The sequence below is a fragment of the Streptomyces wuyuanensis genome (assembly GCF_900103455.1).
Classification (GTDB): domain Bacteria; phylum Actinomycetota; class Actinomycetes; order Streptomycetales; family Streptomycetaceae; genus Streptomyces; species Streptomyces wuyuanensis.
The window spans coordinates 292,448-318,112 of the sequence record NZ_FNHI01000005.1; the positions used below are offsets into that span (position 1 = coordinate 292,448).

Below are 25,665 nucleotides of genomic sequence, written 5' to 3' on the forward strand. Positions count from 1 at the left end.
GCGTCCGGGCCGCGAGAGGGCTTCGGCCGGACTCGGTCCTACAGCTTCGACCAGGCCTCGGTGAGGACGCCGCGCAGGATCTGCTCGATCTCGTCGAAGGTCTCCTGGGTGGAGATCAGCGGCGGGGCGAGCTGGACGACCGGGTCGCCGCGGTCGTCGGCACGGCAGTAGAGGCCGGCGTCGAACAGCGCCTTGGAGAGGAAGCCGTAGAGGACCCGCTCGGTCTCCTCCTCGTTGAAGGACTCCTTGGTGTTCTTGTCCTTCACGAGCTCGATGCCGTAGAAGTAGCCGTTGCCGCGGACGTCGCCGACGATCGGCAGGTCGTGCAGCTTCTGCAGCGTCGAGAGGAACGCGCCCTCGTTGTCCAGGACGTGCTGGTTGAGCTTCTCGCGCTCGAACAGGTCGAGGTTGGCGAGGCCGACGGCCGCGGAGACCGGGTGGCCGCCGAAGGTGTAGCCGTGCAGGAAGGTGTTGTCACCCTTGTAGAACGGCTCGGCGAGCCGGTCGGAGACGATGCAGGCGCCGATCGGGGAGTAGCCCGAGGTCATGCCCTTGGCGCAGGTGATCATGTCCGGCACGTAGCCGAACTTGTCGCAGGCGAAGGTCTTGCCGAGGCGGCCGAAGGCGCAGATGACCTCGTCGGAGACGAGCAGTACGTCGTACTGGTCGCAGATCTCGCGGACCCGCTGGAAGTACCCGGGCGGCGGCGGGAAGCAGCCGCCGGCGTTCTGCACCGGCTCGAGGAAGACCGCGGCGACGGTGTCGGGACCCTCGAAGAGGATCTGCTGTTCGATCTGGTCGGCGGCCCAGCGGCCGAAGGCCTCGGGGTCGTCGCCGTACAGCGGCGCGCGGTAGATGTTGGTGTTCGGGACCTTGTGCGCACCCGGCACCAGCGGCTCGAACGGGGCCTTCAGACCCGGCAGACCCGTGATGGACAGGGCGCCCTGCGGGGTGCCGTGGTAGGCGACCGCGCGGGAGATCACCTTGTACTTGGTCGGCTTGCCGGTGAGCTTGAAGTACTGCTTGGCGAGCTTCCACGCGGTCTCGACCGCCTCGCCGCCGCCGGTGGTGAAGAAGACCTTGTTGAGGTCGCCGGGGGCCTCGTTGGCCAGGCGCTCGGCCAGTTCGACCGCCATCGGGTGGGCGTAGGACCACACCGGGAAGAAAGCGAGCTCCTCGGCCTGCCTCGCGGCCACCTCGGCCAGCTCCCTGCGGCCGTGGCCCGCCTGGACCACGAACAGGCCGGCGAGGCCGTCGATGTAGCGCTTGCCCTTGTCGTCGTAGATGTACGTGCCTTCACCGCGGACGATGGTGGGCACGGGGGAGTTCTCGTACGACGACATGCGGGTGAAGTGCATCCACAGGTGGTCGTAGGCGGACTTGGAGAGGTCGCTGCGGTCCTTGCTCACGGCTATCGGGTTCCCCACATGTAGGTCTGCTTCTTGAGCTTGAGGTAGACGAAGCTCTCGGTGGAGCGCACACCGGGGAGGGTGCGGATGCGCCGGTTGATCACTTCAAGCAGGTGGTCGTCGTCCTCGCAGACGATCTCCACCATCAGGTCGAACGAGCCCGCCGTCATGACGACGTACTCGCATTCGGACATCGCGGTCAGCGCATCTGCCACCGGGTCCAGGTCGCCCTCGACGTTGATCCCGACCATCGCCTGGCGCCGCAGGCCCACGGTGAGCGGGTCCGTGACGGCGACGATCTGCATCACGCCTTGGTCGAGCAGCTTCTGGACGCGCTGCCGGACCGCCGCCTCGGAAAGGCCCACGGCCTTGCCTATCGCGGCGTAAGGACGGCGCCCGTCCTCCTGCAGCTGCTCGATGATCGCCAGGGAGACGGCATCGATCGTGGGGGAGGTACCGCCCCCGGTCCTGGAGTCTGTGCTTCGACTGGCCACGAGCACACTGTGCACCGGAGTCGTAGATTCCGCAACCTGTGAGCGATGAAATTCGTTGTTAAGTGACTGAAAAGTCACCGATTTCGAAGTGGAACGGTGTTGGGTCTGTCGAAAGCGTCACTCGTCGGGCTAGCCTGGGCCGCGTAGTGTGGGGGTGTCTCACCCATCGGACATCTGAGGAGGGGTGGCTGTGACCACCGAACTGCGTCGTCTGCGCAATTACATCGACGGAGAGTTCCGGGACGCCGCTGACGGGCGGACCATCGAGGTGGTCAACCCGGCCACAGGCGAGGCGTACGCGACCTCCCCGCTGTCCGGCCAGGCGGACGTGGACGCCGCCATGGCGGCCGCGGCCGCGGCCTTCCCGGCCTGGCGCGACACCACGCCGGCCGAGCGCCAGAAGGCCCTGCTGAAGATCGCGGACGCCTTCGAGGAGCGGGCCGAGGAGCTGATCGCGGCCGAGTCGGAGAACACGGGCAAGCCCCTCGGACTCACCCGCAGCGAAGAGATCCCGCCCATGGTCGACCAGATCCGCTTCTTCGCCGGCGCGGCCCGGATGCTCGAGGGGCGCTCGGCGGGCGAGTACATGGAGGGGCTGACCTCCATCGTCCGCCGTGAGCCGGTCGGCGTCTGCGCACAGGTCGCCCCGTGGAACTACCCGATGATGATGGCGGTGTGGAAGTTCGCCCCGGCCCTCGCCGCCGGCAACACCGTGGTGCTGAAGCCGTCGGACACCACCCCGGCCTCCACCGTGCTGATCGCCGAGATCATCGGCTCGATCGTGCCGAAGGGCGTCTTCAACGTCATCTGCGGCGACCGCGACACCGGCCGGGCGATGGTCGAGCACCCGGTCCCGGCGATGGCCTCCATCACCGGCTCCGTACGGGCCGGCATGCAGGTCGCCGAGTCGGCGTCGAAGGACCTCAAGCGCGTGCACCTGGAGCTGGGCGGCAAGGCGCCGGTCGTCGTGTTCGAGGACACCGACATCGCGAAGGCCGTCGAGGACATCTCGGTCGCCGGCTTCTTCAACGCGGGCCAGGACTGCACGGCCGCGACCCGGGTGCTCGTGCACGAGTCCATCCACGACGAGTTCGTGAGCGCGCTGGCCAAGGCCGCGCAGGACACCAAGACGGGCATGCCCGACGACGAGGACGTGCTCTTCGGCCCGCTCAACAACGAGAACCAGCTGAAGCAGGTCTCCGGCTTCATCGACCGCCTCCCGGCCCACGCGAAGGTCGAGGCCGGCGGTCAGCGCGTCGGCGACAAGGGCTACTTCTACGCCCCGACCGTCGTCTCCGGCCTCAAGCAGGACGACGAGATCATCCAGAACGAGGTCTTCGGCCCGGTCATCACGGTCCAGTCCTTCACCGACGAGGCACAGGCCGTCGAGTACGCGAACGGCGTGGAGTACGCGCTCGCGTCCTCGGTGTGGACGAAGGACCACTCCCGTGCGATGCGCATGTCCAAGGTGCTGGACTTCGGCTGTGTGTGGATCAACACCCACATCCCGCTGGTTGCCGAGATGCCGCACGGCGGCTTCAAGAAGTCCGGCTACGGCAAGGACCTGTCGGCGTACGGCTTCGACGACTACACGCGCATCAAGCACGTGATGACGTCCCTGGACGCGTAGCGAACCCCGCGGGGCGCGCCGCGCCTGCCGCGGCACCGCACGAGGCCACCGGAGCAGCAGCCCCGGTGGCCTCGTGCATGTCCTCACCCGGCGCCCGACCGGGCCGTCACTCCGGCGGCGTCGTGCGGGGCGGCGGCTCCAGCGGCGTCGTGTGCAGTGCCAGCAGCAGGCGCCAGACCCGGGCCGCCATGTCCTCCGGGCCGGAGTCGACAATGCCGTGCAGCCAGTCCGCGAGGAGGCCGGTGAACGCGGCGGCGACTGCCGAGGCGACCAGGTCGGGGGCGGCCGCGCCCACCAGTTCCCGTTCACGGCGGCTCCGTTCCCTCAACTCGCGGTGCAGGAGGTCGCCGAGCGGGCCGCCGCCGCCCTCGCGAAGGAGAGCGCGGTACAGGGCGGCGTGCGGGACGACACCCGTGAAGAAGTCCGTCAGCGAGGCCGGCGGCGCTGCGGGGTCCGGCACCCCGCGCCAGGCGTGCAGCGCCTCCACGGCGTCCCGGACGATCTCCGCGCACGCGTCGACCGCGAGCGCGCCCAGGTCCGGGTAGTGCAGATAGAACGTGGCCCGGCCGACTCCGGCCCGCCGGACCAGCCCCGCCACGCTCACCTCGGCCAGCGGCCGCTTCCGGCACTCGTCCAGGAGCGCGCGGCGCAACCGGTCCCGGGTGCGCACGGCCCGCGGGTCCCCGCCCGCCCCGGTGCCGGAGGCCCCGCCCGTCCCGGCCCCGGGGGGCCCGCTCATCCGGCCGCCAGTACGGCCGCCAGTGCCAGGGCGCCGGGGAGCGCCTGGGCGGCGTAGATGCGGCGGTTCGCGGTGGCGCCGCCGTACAGCCCGGCGATCAGGACGCACACCAGGAAGAACACCTGGACCCGATGGCCCGTCGGGGGCGCTGCGACCAGGCCCCAGGCCAGCCCCGCGGCCAGGAAGCCGTTGTAGAGCCCCTGGTTGGCGGCCAGGGGGGCCGTGGCCCGTGCGGTCTCCGCGTCGAAGCCCGACAGCCGCCGCCCCGGCGGCCGTTGCCACAGGAACATCTCCAGCACCAGGAAATACAGGTGCAGGACGGCCACGAGTGCCACGAGGACATGAGCGGTCGCTGTCACGGCGCGCTCCTCCGTTTTCCCAAACACTTGGACATGTGTCCAGAGATTATAGACAGCTGTCTGTGGTCGACAGGGTGTCCGTGCTCCGGGCGCCCGCTCGACGCACCGTCCATTGCCGCCCGCTCCCCGCGCCCGGCATCCTGCCGACCGTGCCCGCCAAGCCGAAGCGTTCCCCGATGCCCGGTACATCCCTCCTGTCCCGCCGTTCCGTGCTGCGCGCCCTGGGTACCGCGGGCGCCGGAGCCGCGGGCCTCTCCCTCACCGGCTGCGGAGTGCCCCCGGCCTACGTCCCGCCCGGCGACCGCGCCGCTCGCGACCTTTCCGGCCGCGACCGCACCCTCGACTTCGCCAACTGGCCGCTCTACATCGACACCGACGGGGAGGACACCTCCCGCCGCCCGACCCTCGACGCCTTCACCGAGCGCACCGGGATCTCCGTCCGCTACACCGAGGAGATCAACGACAACGACGAGTTCTTCGGCAAGATCAGCCCGGCGCTGATGAACCATCAGGTGACCGGGCGGGACCTCGTCGTCGTCAGCGACTGGATGGCCGCCCGCTTCGTACGCCTCGGCTGGGTGCAGGAGATGGACCGGGACCGTCAGCCGAACGTCACCGAGCATCTGGACCCCCAGCTGCGCTCACCCGCCTTCGACGAGGGCCGGCGGCACAGCGTCCCCTGGCAGTCCGGGATCACCGGCATCGCCTACAACCGCGCCCGGCTCGGCCGCGAGATCCGGAGCACCGAGGACCTGTGGGCCGCCGACCTCCGGGGGAGGATCACCCTCCTGTCGGGGCTCGACGAGTCCTTCGCGCTCCTGATGCAGGGCAACGGCGTGGACGTCACGCGCTGGACCTCCGAGGACTTCCACACCGTGTGCGACCAGGTGGAGGAGCTCGTGCACCGCAGGCACATCCGCCGTTTCACCGGCAACGACTACATCAAGGACCTCTCCACCGGCGACGTCCTCGCCTGCCAGGCCTACTCGGGCGACGTCATCCAGCTCCAGGCCGACAACCCCGCCATCGAGTTCGTGGTGCCGGAGGAGGGCGCGGAACTCTGGGCGGAGTCCCTGATGATCCCCAACCTCGCCCGCCACAAGCGCAACGCCGAAGTGCTCGTCGACCACTACTACGATCCCGAGGTCGCGGCCGAGCTCGCGGCGTGGGTCAACTACGTCTGCCCGGTACCCGCGGCCCGCGACGTCCTCGCCGATTCGGGCGACGCGGAACTCGCCGTGCTGGCCGAGGACCCGCTGGTCTTCCCCGACGACGCGATGCGCCGGCGGCTGGCGATCGCCCGGGACATCACGTCCGCGGAGCGGCGGGAGTTCACGAAGCGATGGAACGGAATCGTGGGGCTGTAGCCGCGGTCGCCCACGTGTGAACGGGACGGGCCCGGGCGCGTCCCGGACCGGAACTCTCCCTCCGGCGCCCCCTGCGTCCTGCGCGCCGACCGCCGCCCCACCTGCCGTCGGGGCGCTGCGGAGCCCGGCGTACGCTGCGGCCATGAGCGAGGGCAGAGCGCTGTTGCGGCGCATACGGGTGTGGCTGGCCGTCTTCATCGTGTGTCTGGTGCTGAGCGGGCTGACCGCGTTTCCGCTCGTCACCGAAGTGCGCCTGCTGCAGGAGGCGTTGACGTCCTGGGCGACACCGGTCGCCGACGCGTTCCCCGGTCTGCTCGCGTGGACGGAGCGGGTGCGGGAGGGACTGGAGACCGCCGACGGGAGCCATCCCTTCCTCCTCTACGGCACCGACTGGCTGGCCTTCGCCCATCTCGTCATCGCGGTCGCCTTCTACGGTCCGTACCGGGACCCCGTGCGCAACATCTGGGTCGTCGAGTTCGGCATGATCGCCTGCGCCGGGATCATCCCGCTGGCGCTGATCTGCGGGCCCATCCGCGGCATCCCGTTCGGCTGGACCGTCATCGACATGTCCTTCGGGGTGTTCGGGGTGATCCCGCTGCTCGTCGTACGGCGGATGATCAAGCGGCTGGAGGCGCTCACGGAGGGCGCCCCGGCGGCCCGGGCGGTGGAGCCGGCCGCCGTCTGAGCGGCGGTGCGCGGTGCCGGCCGAGCGGCCGGCACCGTCGTCAGCGCTTGCGTCCGACGGCGCCGAACTGGGCCACCTCCACGGTGGTCGCCCCGCCGTCGCGCCAGCGGGCGCAGGAGACGATGCCCGGCTCCAGCAGGTCCAGCCCCTCGAAGAAGCCGGCGAACTCGGCACGGGTGCGGGCAGTGATCGGCGGCGTCGCGTTCTCGTTCCAGAACGCCATCGCCTCCGCGTTGCCCTCGCCGCCGAGTTCCAGCGTCGGGTGGGTGAGCGCGAGGTAACTGCCGGACGGGACGGCGTCCATGACCCGCCGGACGATCGAGCGGGCCTGGTCCGTGTCGAGGACGAAGTTCAGGATGCCGAGCATCATCACCGCCACCGGCTGCGACAGGTCGAGCGTCCGCTCCACGGCGCGCAGGATGTCGTCGGGGCGGTGGGCGTCCGCGTCGATGTACTCGGTACGGCCCTCGGGGGTGCTGGTGAGCAGGGCTCGCGCATGGGTCAGCACGATCGGGTCGTTGTCGACGTAGACGATCCGAGAGGCGGGGGCGACGCGCTGGGCGACCTCGTGGGTGTTGTCCACGGTCGGCAGCCCGGTCCCGATGTCGAGGAACTGGCGCACTCCGGCGGGGCCGGCGAGGTGGTTCACGACGCGGCCGAGGAACGCCCGGTCCGCGCGGGCGACATGGCCGATGCTCGGGTACATCCCGGTGACCATGTCGCCCACCTGACGGTCGATCAGGTAGTTGTCCTTGCCGCCCAGCCAGTAGTTCCAGACGCGGGCGTTGTGGGCGATGTCCGTGCGGATCCTGCCCTGGCCGGTGTCCTCGGGCCCTGTCACGACGTGCGTCCTCTCCCGGTCCGGGAACCGCGCAGCACGCGGGTCAGCGCGTCCACGCGGTTCGTGGTGATGGAGTCGACTCCGCGACCCACGAGTCTGCGCATCGTCCCACGCGTGTCCGCCGTCCACACGGAAAGCAGATAACCGCTCGCGTGGACCCGGTCCGCGAGCTCCCGGCTCACCAGGCCGAAGCGGTAGTTGAGCCAGCGCGGCCGCAGCGACGCGAGCAGCAGGGGACGCGGTGGGGCGAGCGACGTCCAGGTCAGCGCGATCTCCGCGTCCGGGTCGGCGTCCCGGACCGCCAGCATGCCGACGGGACCGCCCGTGTAGTAGACCCGGTCGGCGGCGCCGCCTTCGTGGACCGTGCCGACGATCGTGCGCACGGCCGCCTCGTCCGCGCCCGGCAGGTCCAGCATGAGCCGATGGGCGCCGACCGCCACCAGCGCCTCCTCGAGGGTCGGCACCCCGCCCGAGGTCACCTCGGTGACCTGCGCGTGGGTGAGCAGGGCCAGTGGCCGGTCGTGGCCCCACAGGCGCCGGAGAGTGTCGTCGTGGAGCAGCACCGGCACACCGTCGCGGGTCAGCCGGACGTCCACCTCGACGGCGTCCGCGCCCCGGCCGATCGCGGACCGCAGCGACGGCAGGGTGTTCTCCCGCGCGGCGTACGGGTCGCCGCGATGTCCTACGACCGTGACGGGGCGCATGCGCCGGGCCTCACTTCGCGAGCCACTGCTCGGTGTACGCGTCGATCTCGCCCGCGATCCTGGCCTTTCCGGCCGGGTCGAGGAACGACGCCTCCACGGCGTTCTTCGCGAGGCCGGCGACGCCCCGCTCGTCGAGCTCCAGCAGCCGGGCGGCCACCGCGTACTCGTTGTTCAGATCGGTCCCGAACATCGGCGGGTCGTCGCTGTTGACGGTGACGAGCACGCCGGCCGCGACCATCTCCTTGATGGGGTGCTCGTCGAGCGTGGCGACGGCCCGGGTGGCGATGTTGGAGGTCGGGCAGACCTCCAGCGGGATCCGGTGCTCGGCGAGGTACGCGAGCAGCTCCGGGTCCTTCGGGGCGCTGGTGCCGTGGCCGATGCGCTCGGCCCGCAGGTCGTGGAGCGCGTCCCACACGGTCTGCGGGCCCGTGGTCTCGCCGGCGTGCGGAACGGACCGCAGCCCGGCCGCCAGAGCGCGGTCGAAGTACGGCTTGAACTGCGGCCGGGGCACGCCGACCTCGGGCCCGCCGAGACCGAACGACACCAGGCCCTCGGGGCGCAGGTCGACGGCGAGCCGGGCGGTCTCCTCGGCGGCGTCGAGGCCCGCCTCGCCCGGGATGTCGAAGCACCAGCGCAGCACGACGCCGAGTTCGGTCTCGGCGGCCTTGCGGGCGTCCTCGATCGCCTCCATGAACCCCTGCTCGGGAATGCCGCGGCGGGTCGAGCTGAACGGGGTCACGGTGAGTTCCGCGTAACGGATGTTCTGCCGGGCCATGTCCCGGGCCACCTCGAACGTCAGCAGGCGGACGTCGTCGGGGGTGCGGACCAGGTCCACGACCGAGAGGTAGACCTCGATGAAGTGCGCGAAGTCGGTGAAGGTGAAGTACTCGGCGAGCGCCCCGGGGTCGAGGGGGACCTTGGAGTCCGGGTGCCGGGCCGCCAGCTCGGACACGATGCGCGGTGACGCCGAGCCCACGTGGTGGACGTGGAGCTCGGCCTTGGGAAGGCCCTCGATGAAGGGAAGCAGATCGGTCACCGGGTCCTCCGTGTGTGCTGGCCGTGCCGGTCAGGGATCATCGTAGGCGGGGCGGGTTCCGCACGGAGCGGTGCCCGTAGCATGACAATCCATGATGGGGGAGGCTCATGTCAGACCAGAGCGACCAGCGGCCGGGCGGGGACGGGCCCGAGGATCCGTGGGCTCCGCCGGAGCGCCGCGCCCCGCAGGACAAGGTGGAGCTGGGCAAGCAGGACGGGCCCGGCGGCACGCCGCCGAGCGGCCCGCCCGGCGTGCACGACCAGCCGACGATCACCTCCATGCCGGCGGGTGATCCCTTCGCGGCTCCAGGTGCCGGGGCGGGCGCCGGAAGCGACGGGGGCGCCGTGCCCCCGCCGCCGATCGCCCCCGGCGGGCCCGGTCAGACCGCGCCGGGCCCGTACGGCTACCAGGCCGGAGCGCCGGGCGGTACGTTCGGCGGCTCGCCCTACGGCGCGCACGCCGGCTACCCGGGCTATCCCGGCCACGGTGCCGGCGGCTGGGCGCCTGCCCCGGCGAACGGCATGGGCATCACGGCGCTGGTGCTCGGCATCATCGCCGTCGTGGGGTTCTGCCTGTACGGCCTCGGGATCGTCCTCGGCGTGCTGGCGCTGATCTTCGGCTTCATCGGGCGCGCCCGTGCCCGGCGCGGCGAGGCGAACAACGGCGGGATGGCGCTCGCCGGGATCATCCTCGGCGCGATCGGCATCGTGGTCAGCGCCGCGTTCCTCGGCTTTCTGATCTGGGCGATCGCCAACGAGGAGCGGTTCCGCGACGGGAGCGAAGAGGACCTCTGGTCGACGACGACGACCGTGGCCACGGCGAGGCGCTGAACCGGGCGGCCCCCCGCGCCGCCCGGTCCCGCCGACCGCCGGAACAGAGGCCGTCGGCCCCGAGGGACACGCGTCCCGGGACCCGGGGCGCCTCACTCCGTGCGGCCCGTCCTCAGCCGCTCCCGCACCTCCATCAGCGCGAAGCCCAGCAGGTTCAGCCCGCGCCAGCGCGCCGGGTCGTGCGCCCGCTCGTCGTCGGCCGCGAGGCCGATGCCCCATATGCGGTCCATCGGGCTCGCCTCCACCAGCACCCGCTCGCCCGTGCCGAGCAGGAACGCGGACAGTTCGGGGTGCTGCGAGAACTTGTGGACGTTGCCCTCGACGACGATGCCGAAGCGCTCGCGCTCCCACGTCACGTCACTGAAGCCGCGCACCAGCCGGCCTTCCTTCTTCGCCTGGGCCGGGCTCGCGGCCGCCACGGCCCTGCCCTCCGCCTCCTCGTCACCGAAGAGGCGCGCCTTGCGGGCCATCATCCAGTGCTCGGCCGTCGCGTACTCGATTCCGTCCACCGTGAACGGCGCGGGCCACCACTGGCTCAGGCAACTGGCGCCGACGGCACCGTCGGGCCGCGGCCGATGGCCCCAGAAGTGCAGATATCTGACCCGTCTACCGTTCCTGACCTGCTCTGTCAGAGCCTCGGCCGATACGCCGGTGATTCCCATGCACGCGAGTCTGGCATCCACCACTGACACTCCGTACGGGGATTTCCGTCCTGACGCGACACATGGTCGACCGATTCCGTCGCGTAACCAAAAGGCAACTACGGAATCACTTGTTGACGAAGTTCGCCTCTGTCAGGATCGGCACTCACTTCGAGCTGGAACTACGGAGAGCGTCATGGGCAACCGCTTCCAGGTGCAGGACCGTTTCAAGGACGGCGCACAGTACATCGACGGAGAGCTGCGCCCCGGCACATCGGGACGTAACCACGCAATCGTAGACCCCGCAACCGGGGAGCAGGTGCTCGCGTACGACCTGGCGGGCAGCGACGACGTCGACGCGGCCGTCGCCGCGGCCCGAGCGGCGTTCCCCGGCTGGGCGGGCGCGACGCCGGGGGAGCGCTCCGACGCCCTGCACCGCTTCGCGTCCGTGCTCGCCGAGCAGGCAGAGGACTTCGCCCAGGCGGAATCGCTCCAGTGCGGGAAGCCGATCAAGCTCAGCCGGGAGTTCGACGTCCCCGGGACCGTCGACAACACCGCCTTCTTCGCGGGGGCCGCACGCCATCTGCAGGGCCAGTCCGCGGGCGAGTACAGCGGAGACCACACGTCGTACGTACGCCGGGAACCGATCGGCGTCGTCGGCTCCATCGCCCCCTGGAACTACCCGCTCCAGATGGCCGCCTGGAAGGTCCTCCCGGCCATCGCCGCGGGCAACACGATCGTCCTCAAGCCCGCCGAGATCACCCCGCTGACCTCGCTGATGTTCGCCCGGGCCGCCACCGAGGCGGGCATCCCCGACGGCGTCCTCAACGTCGTCGCCGGAACCGGCAGGGAGGCCGGCGAGCACCTGGTCGGGCACCCCGACGTGGCCATGACCTCGTTCACCGGGTCGACCCCCGTGGGCAAGCGGGTCGCCGAGGTGGCCACGGCCACCGTCAAGCGCCTCCACCTGGAGCTCGGCGGCAAGGCCCCGTTCGTCGTGTTCGACGACGCGGACCTCGACGCGGCCGTGCACGGGGCGGTCGCCGGCGCGCTGATCAACAGCGGTCAGGACTGCACCGCGGCCACCCGCGCCTATGTCCAGCGCCCCCTCTACGACGCGTTCGTCTCCGCAGTCGCCGACCTGATGGCGACGGTGCGGCTCGGCGACCCCTTCGACCCGTCCACCGACCTCGGCCCGCTCGTCTCGCACACCCAGCGCGACCGGGTCGCCGGCTTCGTCGACCGGGCCCGCTCATACGCCACCGTCGTCACCGGCGGCAAGGCACCCGGCGGCGACCTGGCGAAGGGCGCCTACTACCTCCCCACGCTGATCTCCGGCGCCGCCCAGGACAGCGAGGTCGTCCAGTCCGAGATCTTCGGACCCGTCCTGGTGGTCCTGCCCTTCGACTCGGACGACGAGGGCATCGCGCTCGCCAACGACACCCCGTACGGGCTCGCCGCCTCCGCCTGGAGCCGTGACGTGTACCGGACGGGCCGTGCCACCCGCGAGATCAAGGCGGGCTGCGTATGGGTCAACGACCACATCCCGATCATCAGCGAGATGCCCCACGGCGGCTACAAGGCCAGCGGGTTCGGAAAGGACATGTCGGCGTACTCCTTCGAGGAGTACACGCAGGTCAAGCACGTGATGCACGACAACACCGCGGTGGTCAGGAAGGACTGGCACCGCACGATCTTCGGGGACCGATAGCAGCCACAGCCGTACGACCGACGGCGACCCATCCCGAAAGGCAACACAGCGCATGAAGCAGTACCAGCCCGAGCGCCTCTCGGAGGCCCAGCTGGCCGCTATGCGGCGGAGCTTGAGGAACGGCCGGGGCGCACTCTCCCGCCGCTCCCTGCTGCGAGCGACGGGCGTAGGAGCGCTCACCATAGGTGGCATGGGCGCGCTGAACGCGTGCGGAATCCCGCCCGCCAAGCGCGAGGGCGAAGGGGCGGCGGCCTCCGACGACCACTCGGCCGAGGAGAAGCAGATCGCCTTCTCCAACTGGACGCAGTACATCGACATCAGCGAGGACGAGAAGAGCCACCCGACGCTCGACGCGTTCACCAAGCGCACCGGGATCAGCGTCAAGTACACCGAGGACATCAACGACAACGTCGAGTTCTTCGGCAAGATCCGGCCGCAGCTCGCCGCCGGCCAGGAGACCGGCCGCGACCTGATCAACGTGACCGACTGGCTCGCGGCCCGCATCATCCGCCTCGGCTGGGCGCAGAAGCTCGACCCCGCCAACCTGCCGCACGCGTACGCCCATCTGTCGCCGCAGTTCCGCAGCCCCGACTGGGACCCCGGGCGGGCCTACTCGTACCCCTGGACCGGTATCTCCACCGTGATCGCCTACAACTCCAAGGCGACCGGCGGCCGGAAGATCGAGAGCGTCTCCCAGCTGCTCGAGGACAAGTCGCTGCGGGGCCGGGTCGCCTGCCTGTCCGAGATGCGCGACACCATCGGGATGACCCTGCTCGACATGGGCAAGGACCCGGGCAAGGTCACCGACGACGACTACAACGCGGCGATCGCGAAGGTCCAGAGGGCGGTGGACACCAAGCAGATCCGCCGCTTCACCGGCAACGACTACACCTCCGACCTGGACAAGGGCGACATCGCCGCGTGTCTGGCCTGGGCCGGCGACCTCGTCCAGCTCCGCGTGGACAACCCCGACATCCAGTTCGTGATCCCCGACGCCGGCTACATGACCTCCAGCGACAACCTGATGGTCCCGGCCAAGGCCCGGCACAAGACCAACGCCGAGAAGCTCATCGACTACTACTACGAGCTCCCGGTCGCGGCCCAGCTCGCCGCCTACATCAACTACGTCTGCCCGGTCGAGGGCGTCGGCCCCGAGCTCGCCAAGATCGACCCGGCGCTCGCCAAGAACACACTGATCCTCCCGGACAAGGCCATGGCCGCGAAGTCCCATGCCTTCCGCTCGCTCAGCAGCGAGGAAGAGACGGCGTACGAGGAGAAGTTCGCCAAGCTCATCGGCGCCTGACCGTTCCTGCTTCCTGCTCCCCTCTCGACACCTGGGACCGCGATCCATGACTGACAAGAAAGCAGGCGGGGACGTCCGCCTCACCGGGATCAGCAAGACCTACGGCTCGTTCACCGCCGTGCACCCGCTGGACCTGACCGTGCCCGAGGGCTCGTTCTTCGCCCTGCTCGGCGCTTCCGGCTGCGGCAAGACCACCACGCTGCGGATGATCGCCGGTCTGGAGGACCCGACCACCGGCTCCGTGTTCCTCGGCGACAAGGACGTCACCGACCTGCCGCCGTACAAGCGCCCGGTGAACACCGTCTTCCAGAGCTACGCCCTCTTCCCACACCTGACCATCTACGAGAACGTCGCCTTCGGGCTGCGCCGTCGCGGCATCAGGTCCGTGAAGAAGCAGGTCGACGACATGCTGGAACTCGTCCAGCTCGGCGACAAGGCGAAGCACAAGCCGCACCAGCTCTCCGGCGGCCAGCAGCAGCGCGTCGCCGTCGCCCGCGCGCTGATCAACCACCCGCAGGTGCTGCTGCTGGACGAGCCGCTCGGCGCCCTCGACCTCAAGCTGCGCCGCCAGATGCAGCTCGAGCTCAAGCGCATCCAGACCGAGGTCGGCATCACCTTCGTCCACGTCACCCACGACCAGGAGGAGGCCATGACCATGGCCGACACGGTCGCGGTGATGAACGGGGGCCGGGTGGAGCAGCTCGGCGCCCCGTCCGAGCTCTACGAGAACCCCCAGACGACGTTCGTCGCCAACTTCCTCGGCACCTCCAACCTCATCGAGGCCGAGGTCGCGGAGGCCGCCGGAGGTCAGGTCGTCGTCACCGCAGCCGGCGCCAAGCTGCGGCTTCCGGCCGCGCGCTGTGCCACCCAGCCCCGAACCGGAGGCAAGCTCCTGGTCGGAGTCCGGCCCGAGAAGATATCCCTGGCCCACGCCGACGACGCCGGTGACATCGCCGACGGCCGCAACCGGTTCACCGGGAAGATCGCGGACTCCAGCTTCATCGGTGTCTCCACCCAGTTCGTCATCGACAGCCCGGTCTGCCCGGAGCTGGAGGTGTACGTGCAGAACATCGAGCGGGACCCGCGCCTGGTACCCGGCGCCGAGGTCGTCCTGCACTGGAATCCCGAGCACACGTTCGGCCTCGACGCCGCTCAGGACATAGACGCGGGCGTGGAGACGGTGGAGGAGACCGCATGACCGTCACCGAGGCACCCCCCGCCTCGCCGGCGCCGGCCGCCCCCGAGCCGGTCCTGCGCAAGCAGCCGGTGCGCCGGAAGCTGGTGCCCTACTGGCTGCTCCTGCCCGGCATCCTGTGGCTGCTGGTCTTCTTCGCCCTGCCGATGGTCTACCAGGCATCGACCTCCGTGCAGACCGGCTCCCTGGAGAAGGGCTTCCAGGTCACCTGGCACTTCCAGACCTACTGGGACGCGCTGAGCGAGTACTACCCGCAGTTCCTGCGGTCGCTGCTGTACGCAGGCACGGCCACGATCCTGTGCCTGCTGCTCGGCTACCCGCTGGCGTACCTGATCGCGTTCAAGGCGGGACGCTGGCGCAATCTGCTGCTGGTGCTGGTCATCGCACCGTTCTTCACCAGCTTCCTGATCCGGACGCTCGCGTGGAAGACGATCCTCGCGGACGGCGGACCGGTGGTGGACGTCCTCAACACCGTCGGCTTCCTCGACGTCACCGGCTGGCTCGGGATGACCGAGGGCAACCGTGTGCTGGCCACTCCGCTCGCGGTCGTCACCGGTCTGACGTACAACTTCCTGCCGTTCATGATCCTGCCCCTGTACACCTCGCTGGAGCGGATCGACCCGCGGCTCCACGAGGCGGCGGGAGACCTCTACGCCAGGCCGTCGACCGTCTTCCGCAGGGTGACCTTCCCGCTGTCGATGCCGGGTGTCGTCTCCGGGACGCTGCTGACCTTCATCCCGGCGAGCGGCGACTACGTCAACGCCGAGCTGCTCGGCTCCACCGACACCCGGATGGTCGGCAACGTCATCCAGTCGCAGTTCCTGCGGGTGCTCGACTATCCGACCGCGGCCGCGCTGTCGTTCATTCTCATGGCCGTCGTGCTGATCATGGTGACGGTCTACATCCGCCGGGCCGGTACGGAGGATCTGGTCTGATGCTGCGACTCACAACGACGTGGATACGACGCAACCTGGTCGTGATCGCGGGCCTGCTCACCCTCGCGTACCTGGTGCTGCCGAACATCATCGTGATGGTGTTCTCCTTCAACAAGCCGGCCGGGCGCTTCAACTACTCCTGGCGGGAGTTCTCCACCGACGCGTGGCAGGACCCGTGCGGTGTCGCCGACATGTGCGACTCGCTCAGCCTGTCGCTGTGGATCGCGCTCTGGGCGACGATCGGCGCCACGCTCCTCGGCTCGATGATCGCCTTCGCGCTCGTCCGCTACCGCTTCCGGGCCCGCGGGGCGATCAACTCCCTGATCTTCCTGCCGATGGCGATGCCCGAGGTCGTCATGGCGGCCTCGCTGCTGACGCTCTTCCTCAACCTGGGGGCTGAGTTGGGCCCGACGACGATCCTCATCGCGCACACCATGTTCTGCCTCAGCTTCGTCGTGGTGGCGGTGAAGGCCAGGGTCATGTCGATGGACCCGAGGCTGGAGGAGGCCGCCAAGGACCTCTACGCGGGACCGGTGCAGACCTTCCTGCGAGTCACGCTGCCGATCGCGGCGCCCGGCATCGCCGCCGGCGCCATGCTCGCCTTCGCGCTCTCGTTCGACGACTTCATCATCACCAACTTCAACTCGGGCAACACCGTCACCTTCCCGATGTTCGTCTGGGGCTCGGCCCAGCGCGGCACACCCGTCCAGATCAACGTCATCGGTACGGCCATGTTCGCCCTCGCGGTCATCGTCGTCGTCGCAGGCCAGATCATCAGCGGCCGGCGCAGGAAGTCCGCACTGCCCAAGTAGCACCCCGAAGGAGTGGAAACCATGGCCCCAGCAGCCATGACCTTTGCCTCATCGCTCTCCGACGCCCAGCCCGTCCCCTTCTGGCTGGAAGACCCCGGCAAGCCCGCCGCCCTGCCCGCCCTCACCGGTGACGAGAAGACCGATCTGCTCGTCGTCGGCGGCGGCTACAGCGGACTGTGGACCGCGCTCCTCGCCAAGGAGCGCGACCCGCGGCGGGACGTCGTCCTCATCGAGGGCCGCGAGGTGGGCTGGGCCGCCTCGGGCCGCAACGGCGGCTTCTGCGCCGCCTCCCTGACCCACGGCCTCGCCAACGGCCTGGCCCGCTGGCCGGGCGACATGGCCAGGCTGGAGGAGCTCGGCGCGCGGAACCTCGACGCCATCGAGGACGCCGTCGCCCGCCACGGCATCGACTGCGACTTCGAGCGCACCGGCGAGATCGACGTGGCCACTGAGCCCCACCAGCTCGAGGAACTCCGGGAGATGCACGAGGAGGCGGGCCGGCTCGGCTTCGGCGGGCTGGAACTGATGGACCGGGACGCCGTGCGCGCGGAGGTCGACTCGCCGACCTTCCTGGGCGGGCTGTGGGACCGGAAGGGCGTTGCCATGCTCAACCCGGCCAGGCTGGCCTGGGGCCTCAAGCGGGCCTGCCTCGGCCTCGGCGTACGGATCTACGAGAACACCAGGGCGCTGGACCTGTCCCCGGCGGGCGCCGGCATGGCCGTGCGCACGTCCTACGGCCGGGTCTACGCCCGCCGGGTCGCGCTCGGCACGAACGTCTTCCCGTCGCTGGTCAAGCGGATCCGCCCGTACACGGTGCCGGTGTACGACTACGCGCTGATGACCGAACCGCTCTCGCCCGGGCAGCGGGACGCGATCGGCTGGCGCAACCGACAGGGCCTCGGCGACAGCGCCAACCAGTTCCACTACTTCCGGATCACCGCCGACGACCGGATCCTGTGGGGCGGTTACGACGCGATCTACCCGTACGGCGGGAAGGTCACCGCCGAGCTGGACCACCGGCCGGAGACCTATCTGAAGCTGGCGGGGCAGTTCTTCGAGTGCTTCCCGCAACTGGAGGGTCTGCGCTTCACCCACGCCTGGGGCGGAGCCATCGACACCTGCTCGCGCTTCTCGGCGTTCTTCGGCACCGCGCACGGCGGCAAGGTGGCCTACGCCGCCGGGTACACCGGACTCGGCGTCGGCGCCACCCGCTTCGGCGCCGACGTCATGCTCGATCTGCTCGCCGGCGAGCGGACCGAGCGGACCGAGCTGGAGATGGTCCGCAAGAAGCCGCTGCCCTTCCCGCCGGAACCGGTGGCCTGGGCAGGGATCGGCATCACCAAGTGGTCGCTGGCCCGCGCCGACGCACGCGGAGGGCGGCGCAATCTGTGGCTGAGGACGATGGACCGCCTCGGGCTCGGCTTCGACAGCTGACGCCGCCCCACCTCCGCCGCACGGCCGGGCTCCCGGGAGCCCGGCCGTGCCGTGTCTCCCCTTCACGGCTTCACGGACCACGGTTTCCCGGTTCCGGTGCCTCCCGCCGGCCCGCGTGCCCGCCGGCCCGCCACCCGCCGGCCCGCGTGCCGGTCAACTTTTTCCACCGGCTGCCCGAACCCGCGTCATAGCGCGGGCCGTTCCCGCTCTCCCCGGGTGACGCACGGACCGCGCACGCGGCGAGGCGCAGGGAACGGAGGCAGGGGACATGAAGGGAACCGGGGGCCGGATGGCCGGCGCGGCGGTGGACTGGCTGGTGTCGGTGGCGCCCGACCCGGACGACTGGCGCCGGCGGTGGGAGAGCCATCCCCGGGGGCTGGCGCTGCTCCCGACGGGCAGGCACTGGGACGTGCTCGTCCTGCCCGGCGAGATCGCCGGGCCGACGCTGGACGTGCTGACGCGGTTGACGGACCGGCCGGGACCGGTGCTCGCGGACTTCGGCCCCACACCGCACGGCCGCAATCCGGCGCCGCGCATGGGCTTCTTCGTCCCGCCGGGCACGTCGGAGCGCTGGGTCGGCACCGGCACGCACGCCGCGGGGGCCGGCGCCTGGGTCGTGCTGCCGTACCCCGGCCGTACCGCCGGGGGCGTGCGCTGGCTGCTTCTCCCGGACGGGTCGGGAACCCTCACCGACCCCGCGCTGCTGGAGCTGTCGATGCACGAGGCGGCCGCCGTCGCCGCCGGTACGGAGGAGGAGTGAGGAAAGGGGCGTCGAGGGTCTGCCAGAGGTCTTGACAACCTGATTGGTCTGGACCATGTTGTGCCCGCTCCACTCCTCATCCCCCCACTCCCCGGAGGCAGTTGTGGACTGCACCAGACCCCTCGCCGTCGCCGTCGCGGCCGTGCTCGCGGCGGGCGCGCTCGTCGCCACGGCCGGCGGCGCCGCGGCCGCGGACGCCGAACTCGCCCGCAACGGCGGCTTCGAGTCCGGCCTGGACGGCTGGAGTTGTACGGCCGGCAGCGGCGCGGTCGTCTCCTTGCCCGTGCACGGCGGCACGAAGGCGCTGCAGGCGACCCCGGCCGGCAGCGACAACGCCAAGTGCTCCCAGACCGTCGGCGTGCAGCCGAACTCCTCGTACACGCTGAGTGGTTGGGTGCGCGGCAGCTATGTGTACCTTGGCGCCAGCGGCACCGGTGCGACCGACGTCTCGACCTGGACCCAGTCGGCGCCCGACTGGCAGAAGCTGACGACGACGTTCCGCACCGGCGCCGGCACCACGTCGGTCACGATCCACATCCACGGCTGGTACGGGACCGGCGCCTACCAGGCCGACGACCTGTCCCTGTACGGCCCGGGCGGCACCCCGGTCCAGGTGCCCGCCGCGCCCACCGGACTCGCCGCGGGCACGCCCACGTCCTCCACCGTGCCGCTGTCCTGGTCGCAGGTGTCCGGCGCCACCGGCTACCACGTCTACCGCGGTGGCACGAAGGTCCTCTCGGTGACCGGGACCTCGGCCACCGTCACCGGGCTGGCTCCGGCCACCTCCCACAGCTTCCAGGTCACGGCCGCCAACAGCGCCGGCGAGTCCCCGAAGTCCGCGGCCGTCACCGCCACGACGAGCGCGGGAACCGGCCCGGGGCCGGGTCTGCCCGCCCACGCCCTGGTCGGCTATCTGCACGCGAGCTTCGCCAACGGCTCCGGCTACACCCGCATGGCCGACGTCCCCGACTCCTGGGACGTCATCAACCTCGCCTTCGGCGAACCCACCTCGGTGACCTCCGGCGACATCCGCTTCGGCCTGTGCCCGGCGGCCGAGTGCCCGAACGTCGAGTCCGCGGCCGACTTCAAGGCCGCCATCAGGGCCAAGCAGGCCGCGGGCAAGAAGGTCCTGATCTCCATCGGCGGCCAGAACGGCCAGGTCCAGCTCTCCACGACCGCCGCCCGGGACACCTTCGTCTCGTCCGTCTCGAAGATCATCGACGAGTACGGCCTGGACGGTCTCGACATCGACTTCGAAGGCCACTCGCTGTCGCTGAACACCGGTGACACCGACTTCCGCAACCCGACCTCGCCGGTCGTCGTCAACCTGATCTCCGCCCTGAAGACCCTCAAGGCCCGGTACGGCAGCGACTTCGTGCTGACGATGGCGCCGGAGACCTTCTTCGTCCAGCTGGGCTACCAGTACTACGGCTCGGGCCCGTTCGGCGGCCAGGACCCGCGCGCCGGCGCCTATCTGCCCGTCATCCACGCCCTGCGCGACGACCTGACGCTGCTGCACGTCCAGCACTACAACTCGGGCCCGATCATGGGCCTCGACAACCAGTACCACACCATGGGGAACGCCGACTTCCACATCTCCATGACGGACATGCTGCTCACGGGATTCCCCGTCGCCGGCAACCCCGAGCGGTTCTTCCCCGCCCTCCGCCCCGACCAGGTGGCCATCGGCCTGCCGGCCACCACCACCGCCGGGAACGGGCACACCCCGCCCGCCGAGGTCACCAAGGCCCTGGACTGCCTGACCAGGAAGACGAACTGCGGCTCCTACCAGACCCACGGCACCTGGCCCGCGCTGCGCGGGCTGATGACCTGGTCGATCAACTGGGACCGGTTCGGCGGCTGGGAGTTCCAGCGCAACTTCGACGCGTATCCCTGGAGCTGACCAGGACCGCTCCGGCCAGCAGCACCCCGCAGAGGGACCAGCTGCCGAGAACGTCAAGCGGCCAGTGGTAGCCGCGCAGCACCAGGCCGATGCCCGTCGCCGCCGTGAGCAGCACGGCGACGGGCATCAGCCACCGTCCGACGAGGAGGGCGGCCCCGGCGTACGCAACCATCGCGGTCGCGGCGTGGCCCGACGGGAAGTACCCCGTCTCAGGGGTCAGCGGACCGGGCCTGCCGGTCAGCGCCTTCAGCGGTGCCACGAGCGCCGGCACGAGGGCCATGGCGACGACGAGGGCCGCCGCGGGGATTCGCCGGCGCCGGTACAGTGCCAGGCCGACGGCCGCTGCCAGCACCGGCAGCGCGACCTGAGGGTTGCCGAGGTCGGCGAGGAACTCGGTGAGGCCCGCGGGGCCGCCGCCCACGACGGCCCGGTCGACGCGCTCGTCCAGGGCGCGCAGCGGCCCGTGGTCCACGACCTGCCAGGTGATCAGCGCGAAGAGGACGGCGCACGCGGCCGCGACGGCGGCGGGGCCGCGGAGCGGGCCCGGGAAGGAGGTCGGCCGCCCCGGAACAGGGGGGGTGGTTCCGGGGCGGCCGTGAGGACCGGTTTGCCGCGCGCCCCGGGGGGTTTGGGGCGGGCGGCCATCCGATCGGAGAGGAGATCCGGAGCGCGAAGCTCCGGTGGTGTGCGCGAGGGCACGGCCAGGGCGGGGCTGGGGAGGCCACGCCATGGAGTCGCCCGCAGTCCCCTGCGGGCGGGGTGTTTCTCTCATCTGCGGAAACCGTACGGCAGTGGCAGGGGGGACCGACAGCGGGAATGCCATCCCGCCATTGGCCCCCCACACGTTCTTCACAGAGAGCGCGCGATTACGGGCGGTTACACCCCGCGCCTCCGGCTCAGACGCCCGCGAGCGCCGTCTCGATGATGTCCAGGCCCTCGTTGAGCAGGTCCTCGCCGATCACCAGCGGGGGCAGGAAGCGCAGCACGTTGCCGTAGGTGCCGCAGGTGAGGACGAGGACGCCCTCGGCGTGGCAGGCCTTGGCGAGCGCGCCGGCGGCCTCCGGGTTCGGCTCCTTGGTGGCGCGGTCCTTGACCAGCTCGATGGCGATCATGGCGCCGCGGCCGCGGATGTCGCCGATGATGTCGAACTTCTCGGCCATCGCGGACAGGCGGCCCTTCATGACCTCCTCGATGCGCTTGGCCTTGCCGTTGAGGTCCTGCTCGCGCATGGTCTCGATGGCGCCGAGCGCACCGGCGCAGGCGACGGGGTTGCCGCCGTAGGTTCCGCCGAGGCCGCCGGCGTGCGCGGCGTCCATGATCTCGGCGCGGCCCGTGACCGCGGACAGCGGCAGACCGCCGGCGATGCCCTTGGCGGTGGTGATCAGGTCCGGGACGATGCCCTCGTCCTCGCAGGCGAACCACTGGCCGGTGCGGCAGAAGCCGGACTGGATCTCGTCGGCGACGAAGACGATGCCGTTGTCCTTGGCGAACTGCGCGATCGCCGGGAGGAAGCCCTTGGCGGGCTCGATGAAGCCGCCCTCGCCGAGGACCGGCTCGATGATGACCGCGGCGACGTTGTCGGCGCCGATCTGCTTGCTGATCTGGTCGATGGCCTGGGCGGCGGCCTCGGGGCCGCAGTTGTCCGGGCCGGTGGGCCAGCGGTAGCCGTAGGCGACCGGGACGCGGTAGACCTCGGGGGCGAACGGGCCGAAGCCGTTCTTGTACGGCATGTTCTTCGCGGTCAGCGCCATGGTGAGGTTGGTGCGGCCGTGGTAGCCGTGGTCGAAGACGACGACGGCCTGGCGCTTGGTGTACGCACGCGCGATCTTGACGGCGTTCTCGACGGCCTCGGCGCCGGAGTTGAACAGCGCCGACTTCTTGGCGTGGTCGCCCGGCGTGAGCTCGGCCAGGGCCTCGCAGACCTCGACGTAGCCCTCGTAGGGCGTGACCATGAAACAGGTGTGGGTGAAGTCCGCGAGCTGCGCGGAGGCGCGGCGTACGACGGCCTCGGCGGAGGCGCCCACGGTGGTCACGGCGATGCCGGAACCGAAGTCGATCAGGCGGTTGCCGTCGACGTCCTCGATGATGCCGCCGCCGGCGCGGGCGGTGAACACCGGCAGCACGGAGCCCACGCCGGCCGCGACCGCGGAGAGACGGCGGGCCTGCAGCTCCTGCGACTTGGGGCCGGGGATGGCGGTGACGACGCGGCGCTCCTGCGGAATTGCGCTCATGAGGGCTCCTGGGGGTGTTTCCGGACGCACTTCTTCTTTCTTCGCAGGCTAGGTCCGGGCCGGGGGGTCCGGCATGCTCCGTTCGGTAGTGGTGGGGGCGTGTCCTTGTCCGCGAAGGACATAGGCGCGCGGATGGCGGAGCGACGGCGGGGCCGGGCGGCCCCGCAGCCGGGGCGCCCGGGTCCCGGGCCGTGCGCGCCGGCCGGGCCGCGGCCGGTTTTCCGTAGGCCCCCGTCCCGGGCCGGGGCGGCCCCGCGGCGGTGCCTCCCGGCCCGCGCCGGCCGGTTCGCGGCCCCGGTCCGTGCCGGCCCGGACCGGCGGTGGGGCGGCAGGCCGGCACGTGCCGTACTCCCGCCCGCGGGATCGGTGCGGGATCGCTGAACTCCCCGGCGCCGGGCACTAGATTGACGGTGGCACAGACGCGCGGACCTGGCTGGTCAGGGGGCAGGGGTTCATGGAGACCGAAGGCACGTACGACGCACGCGGCGGCCGATCCGGCGGCACCGGGAGCGCGCGGCCCGTCCCGCGCCCCGCGGGCCCCCCGCCGCTGCCGCCCGCAGCCCCGCCCGTCCCGTCGCACGCCCCGGCGGCCGCCGGGGTCTCCGTCGCCGACTGGCTCCGTACGCCCCGGCCCGACGCCGAACCGGGCGTCTGGCGGCTGGGACACCGGCCGCGCCCCGAGGAGGAGCCGGACCTCGTCCCGGCGAGAAGGCTGTTCACGGGTGCACTGGTCGCCCTGCTCGCGGGCTGGCTGCTCTGGTCCCTGCTGTGGAACGGCTACCTCGGCCGCTACTGGCTCTGGCCGCTGCTCGTGCTGACCCCGGACTCCTGGCGCACCGACCCCGCGATGTGGGCCACGGCGAGTTACGTGTACTACGCCCTCGTCGGCGGCGGGCTCCTCGTCCTCTTCGCCCGGATCGGCCACGTGCCGGAGATCTGGCATCGCTACTCCCGCAGGAAGGCCGTGCCCGCTCCGCCGCCCCCGCCGAAGGAGGACCCCGCGGACTGGCCCGACCTGCGCAGCGCCGGACTGGACGACACGGCCCGCACCCTGGCCGAGGCGACGCGCAAGGGTTCGCTCGGCGATGTCGACTACGCGCGGATCCGCCGCGCCTGGCAGGGGGTGCGGACCAGGCCCGAGCGGCTCGCGGCCTTCACCGACGTGGTGCGCGCGGAGGGCGCGGCGGCCTGCGCGCACCCTTCCGGAGAACGGGATCTGCCGGTCCGGACCGCCGTGCACGACCTCGCCGCGAACCAGGTCAGGATCGGCACCGCCGCCGACCACCCCCGCAACCCCTACGCCCGCCGCACCACCGGAGTGGCCCTCGAACCCGCACTGCTCGGCACGTCGCTGCTCGCCGTCGGGCCGTCCGGGTCGGGCAAGACCGTGCGGCTCGTGCGGCCCGTGGTCGAGGCCATGTGCCTGCAGGCCCTCGCGAACCGGGCCGCCGTCGTGGCGGTCACGGCGCACGGCACCGGGCTCGCCCCCGACGACGCGTTCGACCTGGTCATCGCCCCGGGGCGGCCCGATTCCACGCACGATCTGGACCTCTACGGCGGCAGCGACGACCCCGACGAGGCCGCCCGGATCGTCGCCGAGGCGCTCGCCGGCGACCTCACGGCCGACGGCCGGCGGGCCGCCACCGCCCTCGCGCAGCTCATCGGGCCCTACCGCGGCGCCCACGGCCACTTCCCGGCCGTGCCCGAGCTGCGCGACCTCCTCGGCGGTGCGCCCGGCGCGCTGGACGGGCTGCGCACCCTCCTGCAGGCCGCGGGCGAGACGTCGCAGCTGAGGGAACTCGACGCGCGGGCACGGCAGGCCGAGCGCTCCGACGACATCGGGGTGCTGCTCGCGGAACGGATCGCGTTCCTCGACCGGCCGGCGTTCGCGCGGTTCTTCCGCACCGGAGAGTCGGCCCGGCCGTTCTCGCTCCGGGCCGTCGAGCACCCGCTGCGAGTCAGGATCGACCTCCCGGAGCGGGGCCACGCCGAGGCGTCGCGGATCATCGCCCGCCTCGTGCTGGCCCAGTTCACGGAGGCCGTACTCGCCCGCTCGGACCGCTCGCTGTTCGCCTGCCTGGTGCTGGACGACGCCACCCATACGGTGACGCCCGACTCGATCAGGGCCGTGCAGCGGCTGCGCTCCGCGCACGCGGGGGTGGTGCTCGCGCTGCGCACCCTGGAGGACGTGCCGGAGCCGTTGCGCGGGCCGCTGCTGGGCGCGGTCGGCTGCCGGATGGCGTTCGCCGGCATCGGCCCGTGGGACGGCGGCCGGTTCGCCGAGTCCTGGGGCAAGGAGTGGGTGCAGACCAAGGACGTGACCAACCGGCAGATCGTCTCCGACGAGCCGCTGACCAAGGCGCTGCACTTCATGCGGCGGGTCGTCACGGGCAAGGCCGCCACGGCCGAGGCGGTGACGGTCCGCGAGGTCGAGCGGGAGCGCTGGTCGGCGTCCGAGTTGGCACACGCCGTGCCGGCCGGGCACGCCGTCCTCTCGTTGACGTCGGTGCGGGGCGAGCACACCCCTCCGCTCCTGGTGGATCTGCGGAACTGAGGCTGGCGTGGCTCCGCGGTTCCGCGGAACCGAGCCGGGCAACCGTACGCGGTGGCAGAATCGAGGTGCGCCGTTCATACGGGACGGCGAAA

The 25,665-nt window shown here is 71.2% G+C and carries 23 protein-coding genes; 13 read left to right on the forward strand and 10 right to left on the reverse strand.

What is annotated here, in order from left to right:
- Nucleotides 1–38: 38 nt before the first annotated feature.
- A complete protein-coding gene (locus tag BLT82_RS10320) occupies nt 39–1,427 on the reverse strand; it encodes an aspartate aminotransferase family protein (protein ID WP_167745992.1) in 1,389 nt (462 codons plus the stop codon).
- Entirely contained in the window at nt 1,412–1,903 is a 492-nt protein-coding gene (locus tag BLT82_RS10325) for an Lrp/AsnC family transcriptional regulator (protein WP_244291906.1), read from the reverse strand. Before BLT82_RS10325 ends, BLT82_RS10320 begins: the two co-directional genes overlap by 16 nt.
- A 190-nt stretch (nt 1,904–2,093) precedes the next feature.
- Here BLT82_RS10325 and BLT82_RS10330 point away from each other — a divergent pair, with 190 nt between their 5' ends.
- Nucleotides 2,094–3,533 carry a gamma-aminobutyraldehyde dehydrogenase gene (locus BLT82_RS10330; RefSeq protein WP_093653583.1) on the forward strand — a complete coding sequence of 480 codons (1,440 nt, stop codon included), beginning with the start codon at nt 2,094–2,096 and terminating at the stop codon, nt 3,531–3,533.
- Between the two features lie 106 nt (nt 3,534–3,639).
- On the opposite strand, the gene BLT82_RS10335 is transcribed toward BLT82_RS10330, so the two are convergent.
- The gene (locus BLT82_RS10335) at nt 3,640–4,272 is read right to left on the reverse strand and encodes a TetR/AcrR family transcriptional regulator (RefSeq protein ID WP_093653584.1); all 633 of its coding nucleotides are present in this window, start codon (nt 4,270–4,272) and stop codon (nt 3,640–3,642) included.
- Entirely contained in the window at nt 4,269–4,631 is a 363-nt protein-coding gene (locus tag BLT82_RS10340; RefSeq protein WP_093653585.1) for a DUF1304 domain-containing protein, read from the reverse strand. The genes BLT82_RS10335 and BLT82_RS10340 overlap by 4 nt, the downstream gene beginning before the upstream one ends.
- A 176-nt stretch (nt 4,632–4,807) precedes the next feature.
- On the opposite strand from BLT82_RS10340, the gene BLT82_RS10345 reads away from it, so the two are divergent.
- A complete protein-coding gene (locus tag BLT82_RS10345; protein ID WP_093653586.1) occupies nt 4,808–5,998 on the forward strand; it encodes a polyamine ABC transporter substrate-binding protein in 1,191 nt (396 codons plus the stop codon).
- A 142-nt stretch (nt 5,999–6,140) separates the two neighbouring features.
- Nucleotides 6,141–6,683, forward strand: a complete 543-nt coding sequence (locus BLT82_RS10350; RefSeq protein ID WP_093653587.1) for a hypothetical protein — start codon at nt 6,141–6,143, stop codon at nt 6,681–6,683.
- A 40-nt stretch (nt 6,684–6,723) separates the two neighbouring features.
- On the opposite strand, the gene BLT82_RS10355 is transcribed toward BLT82_RS10350, so the two are convergent.
- Genes BLT82_RS10355 through BLT82_RS10365 form a run of 3 tightly spaced genes read right to left on the reverse strand, consistent with a single transcriptional unit; the run spans nt 6,724 to nt 9,264 of the window.
- Nucleotides 6,724–7,524 carry an SAM-dependent methyltransferase gene (locus BLT82_RS10355; protein ID WP_093653588.1) on the reverse strand — a complete coding sequence of 267 codons (801 nt, stop codon included), beginning with the start codon at nt 7,522–7,524 and terminating at the stop codon, nt 6,724–6,726.
- Nucleotides 7,521–8,228 (reverse strand): glycerophosphodiester phosphodiesterase, encoded by a 708-nt coding sequence (locus tag BLT82_RS10360; protein ID WP_093653589.1) that lies wholly within the window; start codon nt 8,226–8,228, stop codon nt 7,521–7,523. The genes BLT82_RS10355 and BLT82_RS10360 overlap by 4 nt, the downstream gene beginning before the upstream one ends.
- Before the next feature lie 10 nt (nt 8,229–8,238).
- Nucleotides 8,239–9,264 carry an adenosine deaminase gene (locus tag BLT82_RS10365; protein ID WP_093653590.1) on the reverse strand — a complete coding sequence of 342 codons (1,026 nt, stop codon included), beginning with the start codon at nt 9,262–9,264 and terminating at the stop codon, nt 8,239–8,241.
- Nucleotides 9,265–9,371: 107 nt separating this feature from the next.
- On the opposite strand from BLT82_RS10365, the gene BLT82_RS10370 reads away from it, so the two are divergent.
- Nucleotides 9,372–10,094: a DUF4190 domain-containing protein gene (locus BLT82_RS10370; protein ID WP_093653591.1), complete on the forward strand. Its 723-nt coding sequence runs from the start codon at nt 9,372–9,374 to the stop codon at nt 10,092–10,094.
- A 92-nt stretch (nt 10,095–10,186) separates the two neighbouring features.
- On the opposite strand, the gene BLT82_RS10375 is transcribed toward BLT82_RS10370, so the two are convergent.
- Nucleotides 10,187–10,756: an NADAR family protein gene (locus BLT82_RS10375; protein WP_093653592.1), complete on the reverse strand. Its 570-nt coding sequence runs from the start codon at nt 10,754–10,756 to the stop codon at nt 10,187–10,189.
- A 175-nt stretch (nt 10,757–10,931) separates the two neighbouring features.
- On the opposite strand from BLT82_RS10375, the gene BLT82_RS10380 reads away from it, so the two are divergent.
- From BLT82_RS10380 to BLT82_RS10415, 8 genes are all read left to right on the forward strand, one after another.
- Nucleotides 10,932–12,446 (forward strand): gamma-aminobutyraldehyde dehydrogenase, encoded by a 1,515-nt coding sequence (locus BLT82_RS10380; RefSeq protein ID WP_093653593.1) that lies wholly within the window; start codon nt 10,932–10,934, stop codon nt 12,444–12,446.
- A gap of 52 nt (nt 12,447–12,498) precedes the next feature.
- Complete coding sequence (locus BLT82_RS10385) at nt 12,499–13,749, forward strand: polyamine ABC transporter substrate-binding protein (RefSeq protein WP_093653594.1); 1,251 nt, start codon at nt 12,499–12,501, stop codon at nt 13,747–13,749.
- Between the two features lie 46 nt (nt 13,750–13,795).
- On the forward strand, nt 13,796–14,947 hold the full coding sequence (locus BLT82_RS10390; RefSeq protein ID WP_093653595.1) for an ABC transporter ATP-binding protein: 1,152 nt from the start codon (nt 13,796–13,798) through the stop codon (nt 14,945–14,947).
- Complete coding sequence (locus tag BLT82_RS10395; protein ID WP_093653596.1) at nt 14,944–15,879, forward strand: ABC transporter permease; 936 nt, start codon at nt 14,944–14,946, stop codon at nt 15,877–15,879. The genes BLT82_RS10390 and BLT82_RS10395 overlap by 4 nt, the downstream gene beginning before the upstream one ends.
- Entirely contained in the window at nt 15,879–16,691 is an 813-nt protein-coding gene (locus tag BLT82_RS10400) for an ABC transporter permease (protein WP_093653597.1), read from the forward strand. The genes BLT82_RS10395 and BLT82_RS10400 overlap by 1 nt, the downstream gene beginning before the upstream one ends.
- Before the next feature lie 21 nt (nt 16,692–16,712).
- Entirely contained in the window at nt 16,713–18,125 is a 1,413-nt protein-coding gene (locus BLT82_RS10405) for an NAD(P)/FAD-dependent oxidoreductase (RefSeq protein WP_093653598.1), read from the forward strand.
- A gap of 268 nt (nt 18,126–18,393) precedes the next feature.
- On the forward strand, nt 18,394–18,885 hold the full coding sequence (locus BLT82_RS10410) for a bifunctional DNA primase/polymerase (protein ID WP_093653599.1): 492 nt from the start codon (nt 18,394–18,396) through the stop codon (nt 18,883–18,885).
- Between the two features lie 55 nt (nt 18,886–18,940).
- On the forward strand, nt 18,941–20,788 hold the full coding sequence (locus BLT82_RS10415; protein WP_093653600.1) for a chitinase: 1,848 nt from the start codon (nt 18,941–18,943) through the stop codon (nt 20,786–20,788).
- On the opposite strand, the gene BLT82_RS38660 is transcribed toward BLT82_RS10415, so the two are convergent.
- The gene (locus BLT82_RS38660) at nt 20,724–21,260 is read right to left on the reverse strand and encodes a phosphatase PAP2 family protein (protein WP_342029401.1); all 537 of its coding nucleotides are present in this window, start codon (nt 21,258–21,260) and stop codon (nt 20,724–20,726) included. The two genes, BLT82_RS10415 and BLT82_RS38660, sit on opposite strands and share 65 nt — an antisense overlap.
- Nucleotides 21,261–21,684: 424 nt before the next feature.
- Entirely contained in the window at nt 21,685–23,019 is a 1,335-nt protein-coding gene (gene gabT, locus BLT82_RS10425) for a 4-aminobutyrate--2-oxoglutarate transaminase (RefSeq protein WP_093653602.1), read from the reverse strand.
- A gap of 454 nt (nt 23,020–23,473) precedes the next feature.
- On the opposite strand from gabT, the gene BLT82_RS10430 reads away from it, so the two are divergent.
- Nucleotides 23,474–25,573 carry a type IV secretory system conjugative DNA transfer family protein gene (locus BLT82_RS10430; RefSeq protein ID WP_093653603.1) on the forward strand — a complete coding sequence of 700 codons (2,100 nt, stop codon included), beginning with the start codon at nt 23,474–23,476 and terminating at the stop codon, nt 25,571–25,573.
- Nucleotides 25,574–25,665: the final 92 nt, after the last annotated feature.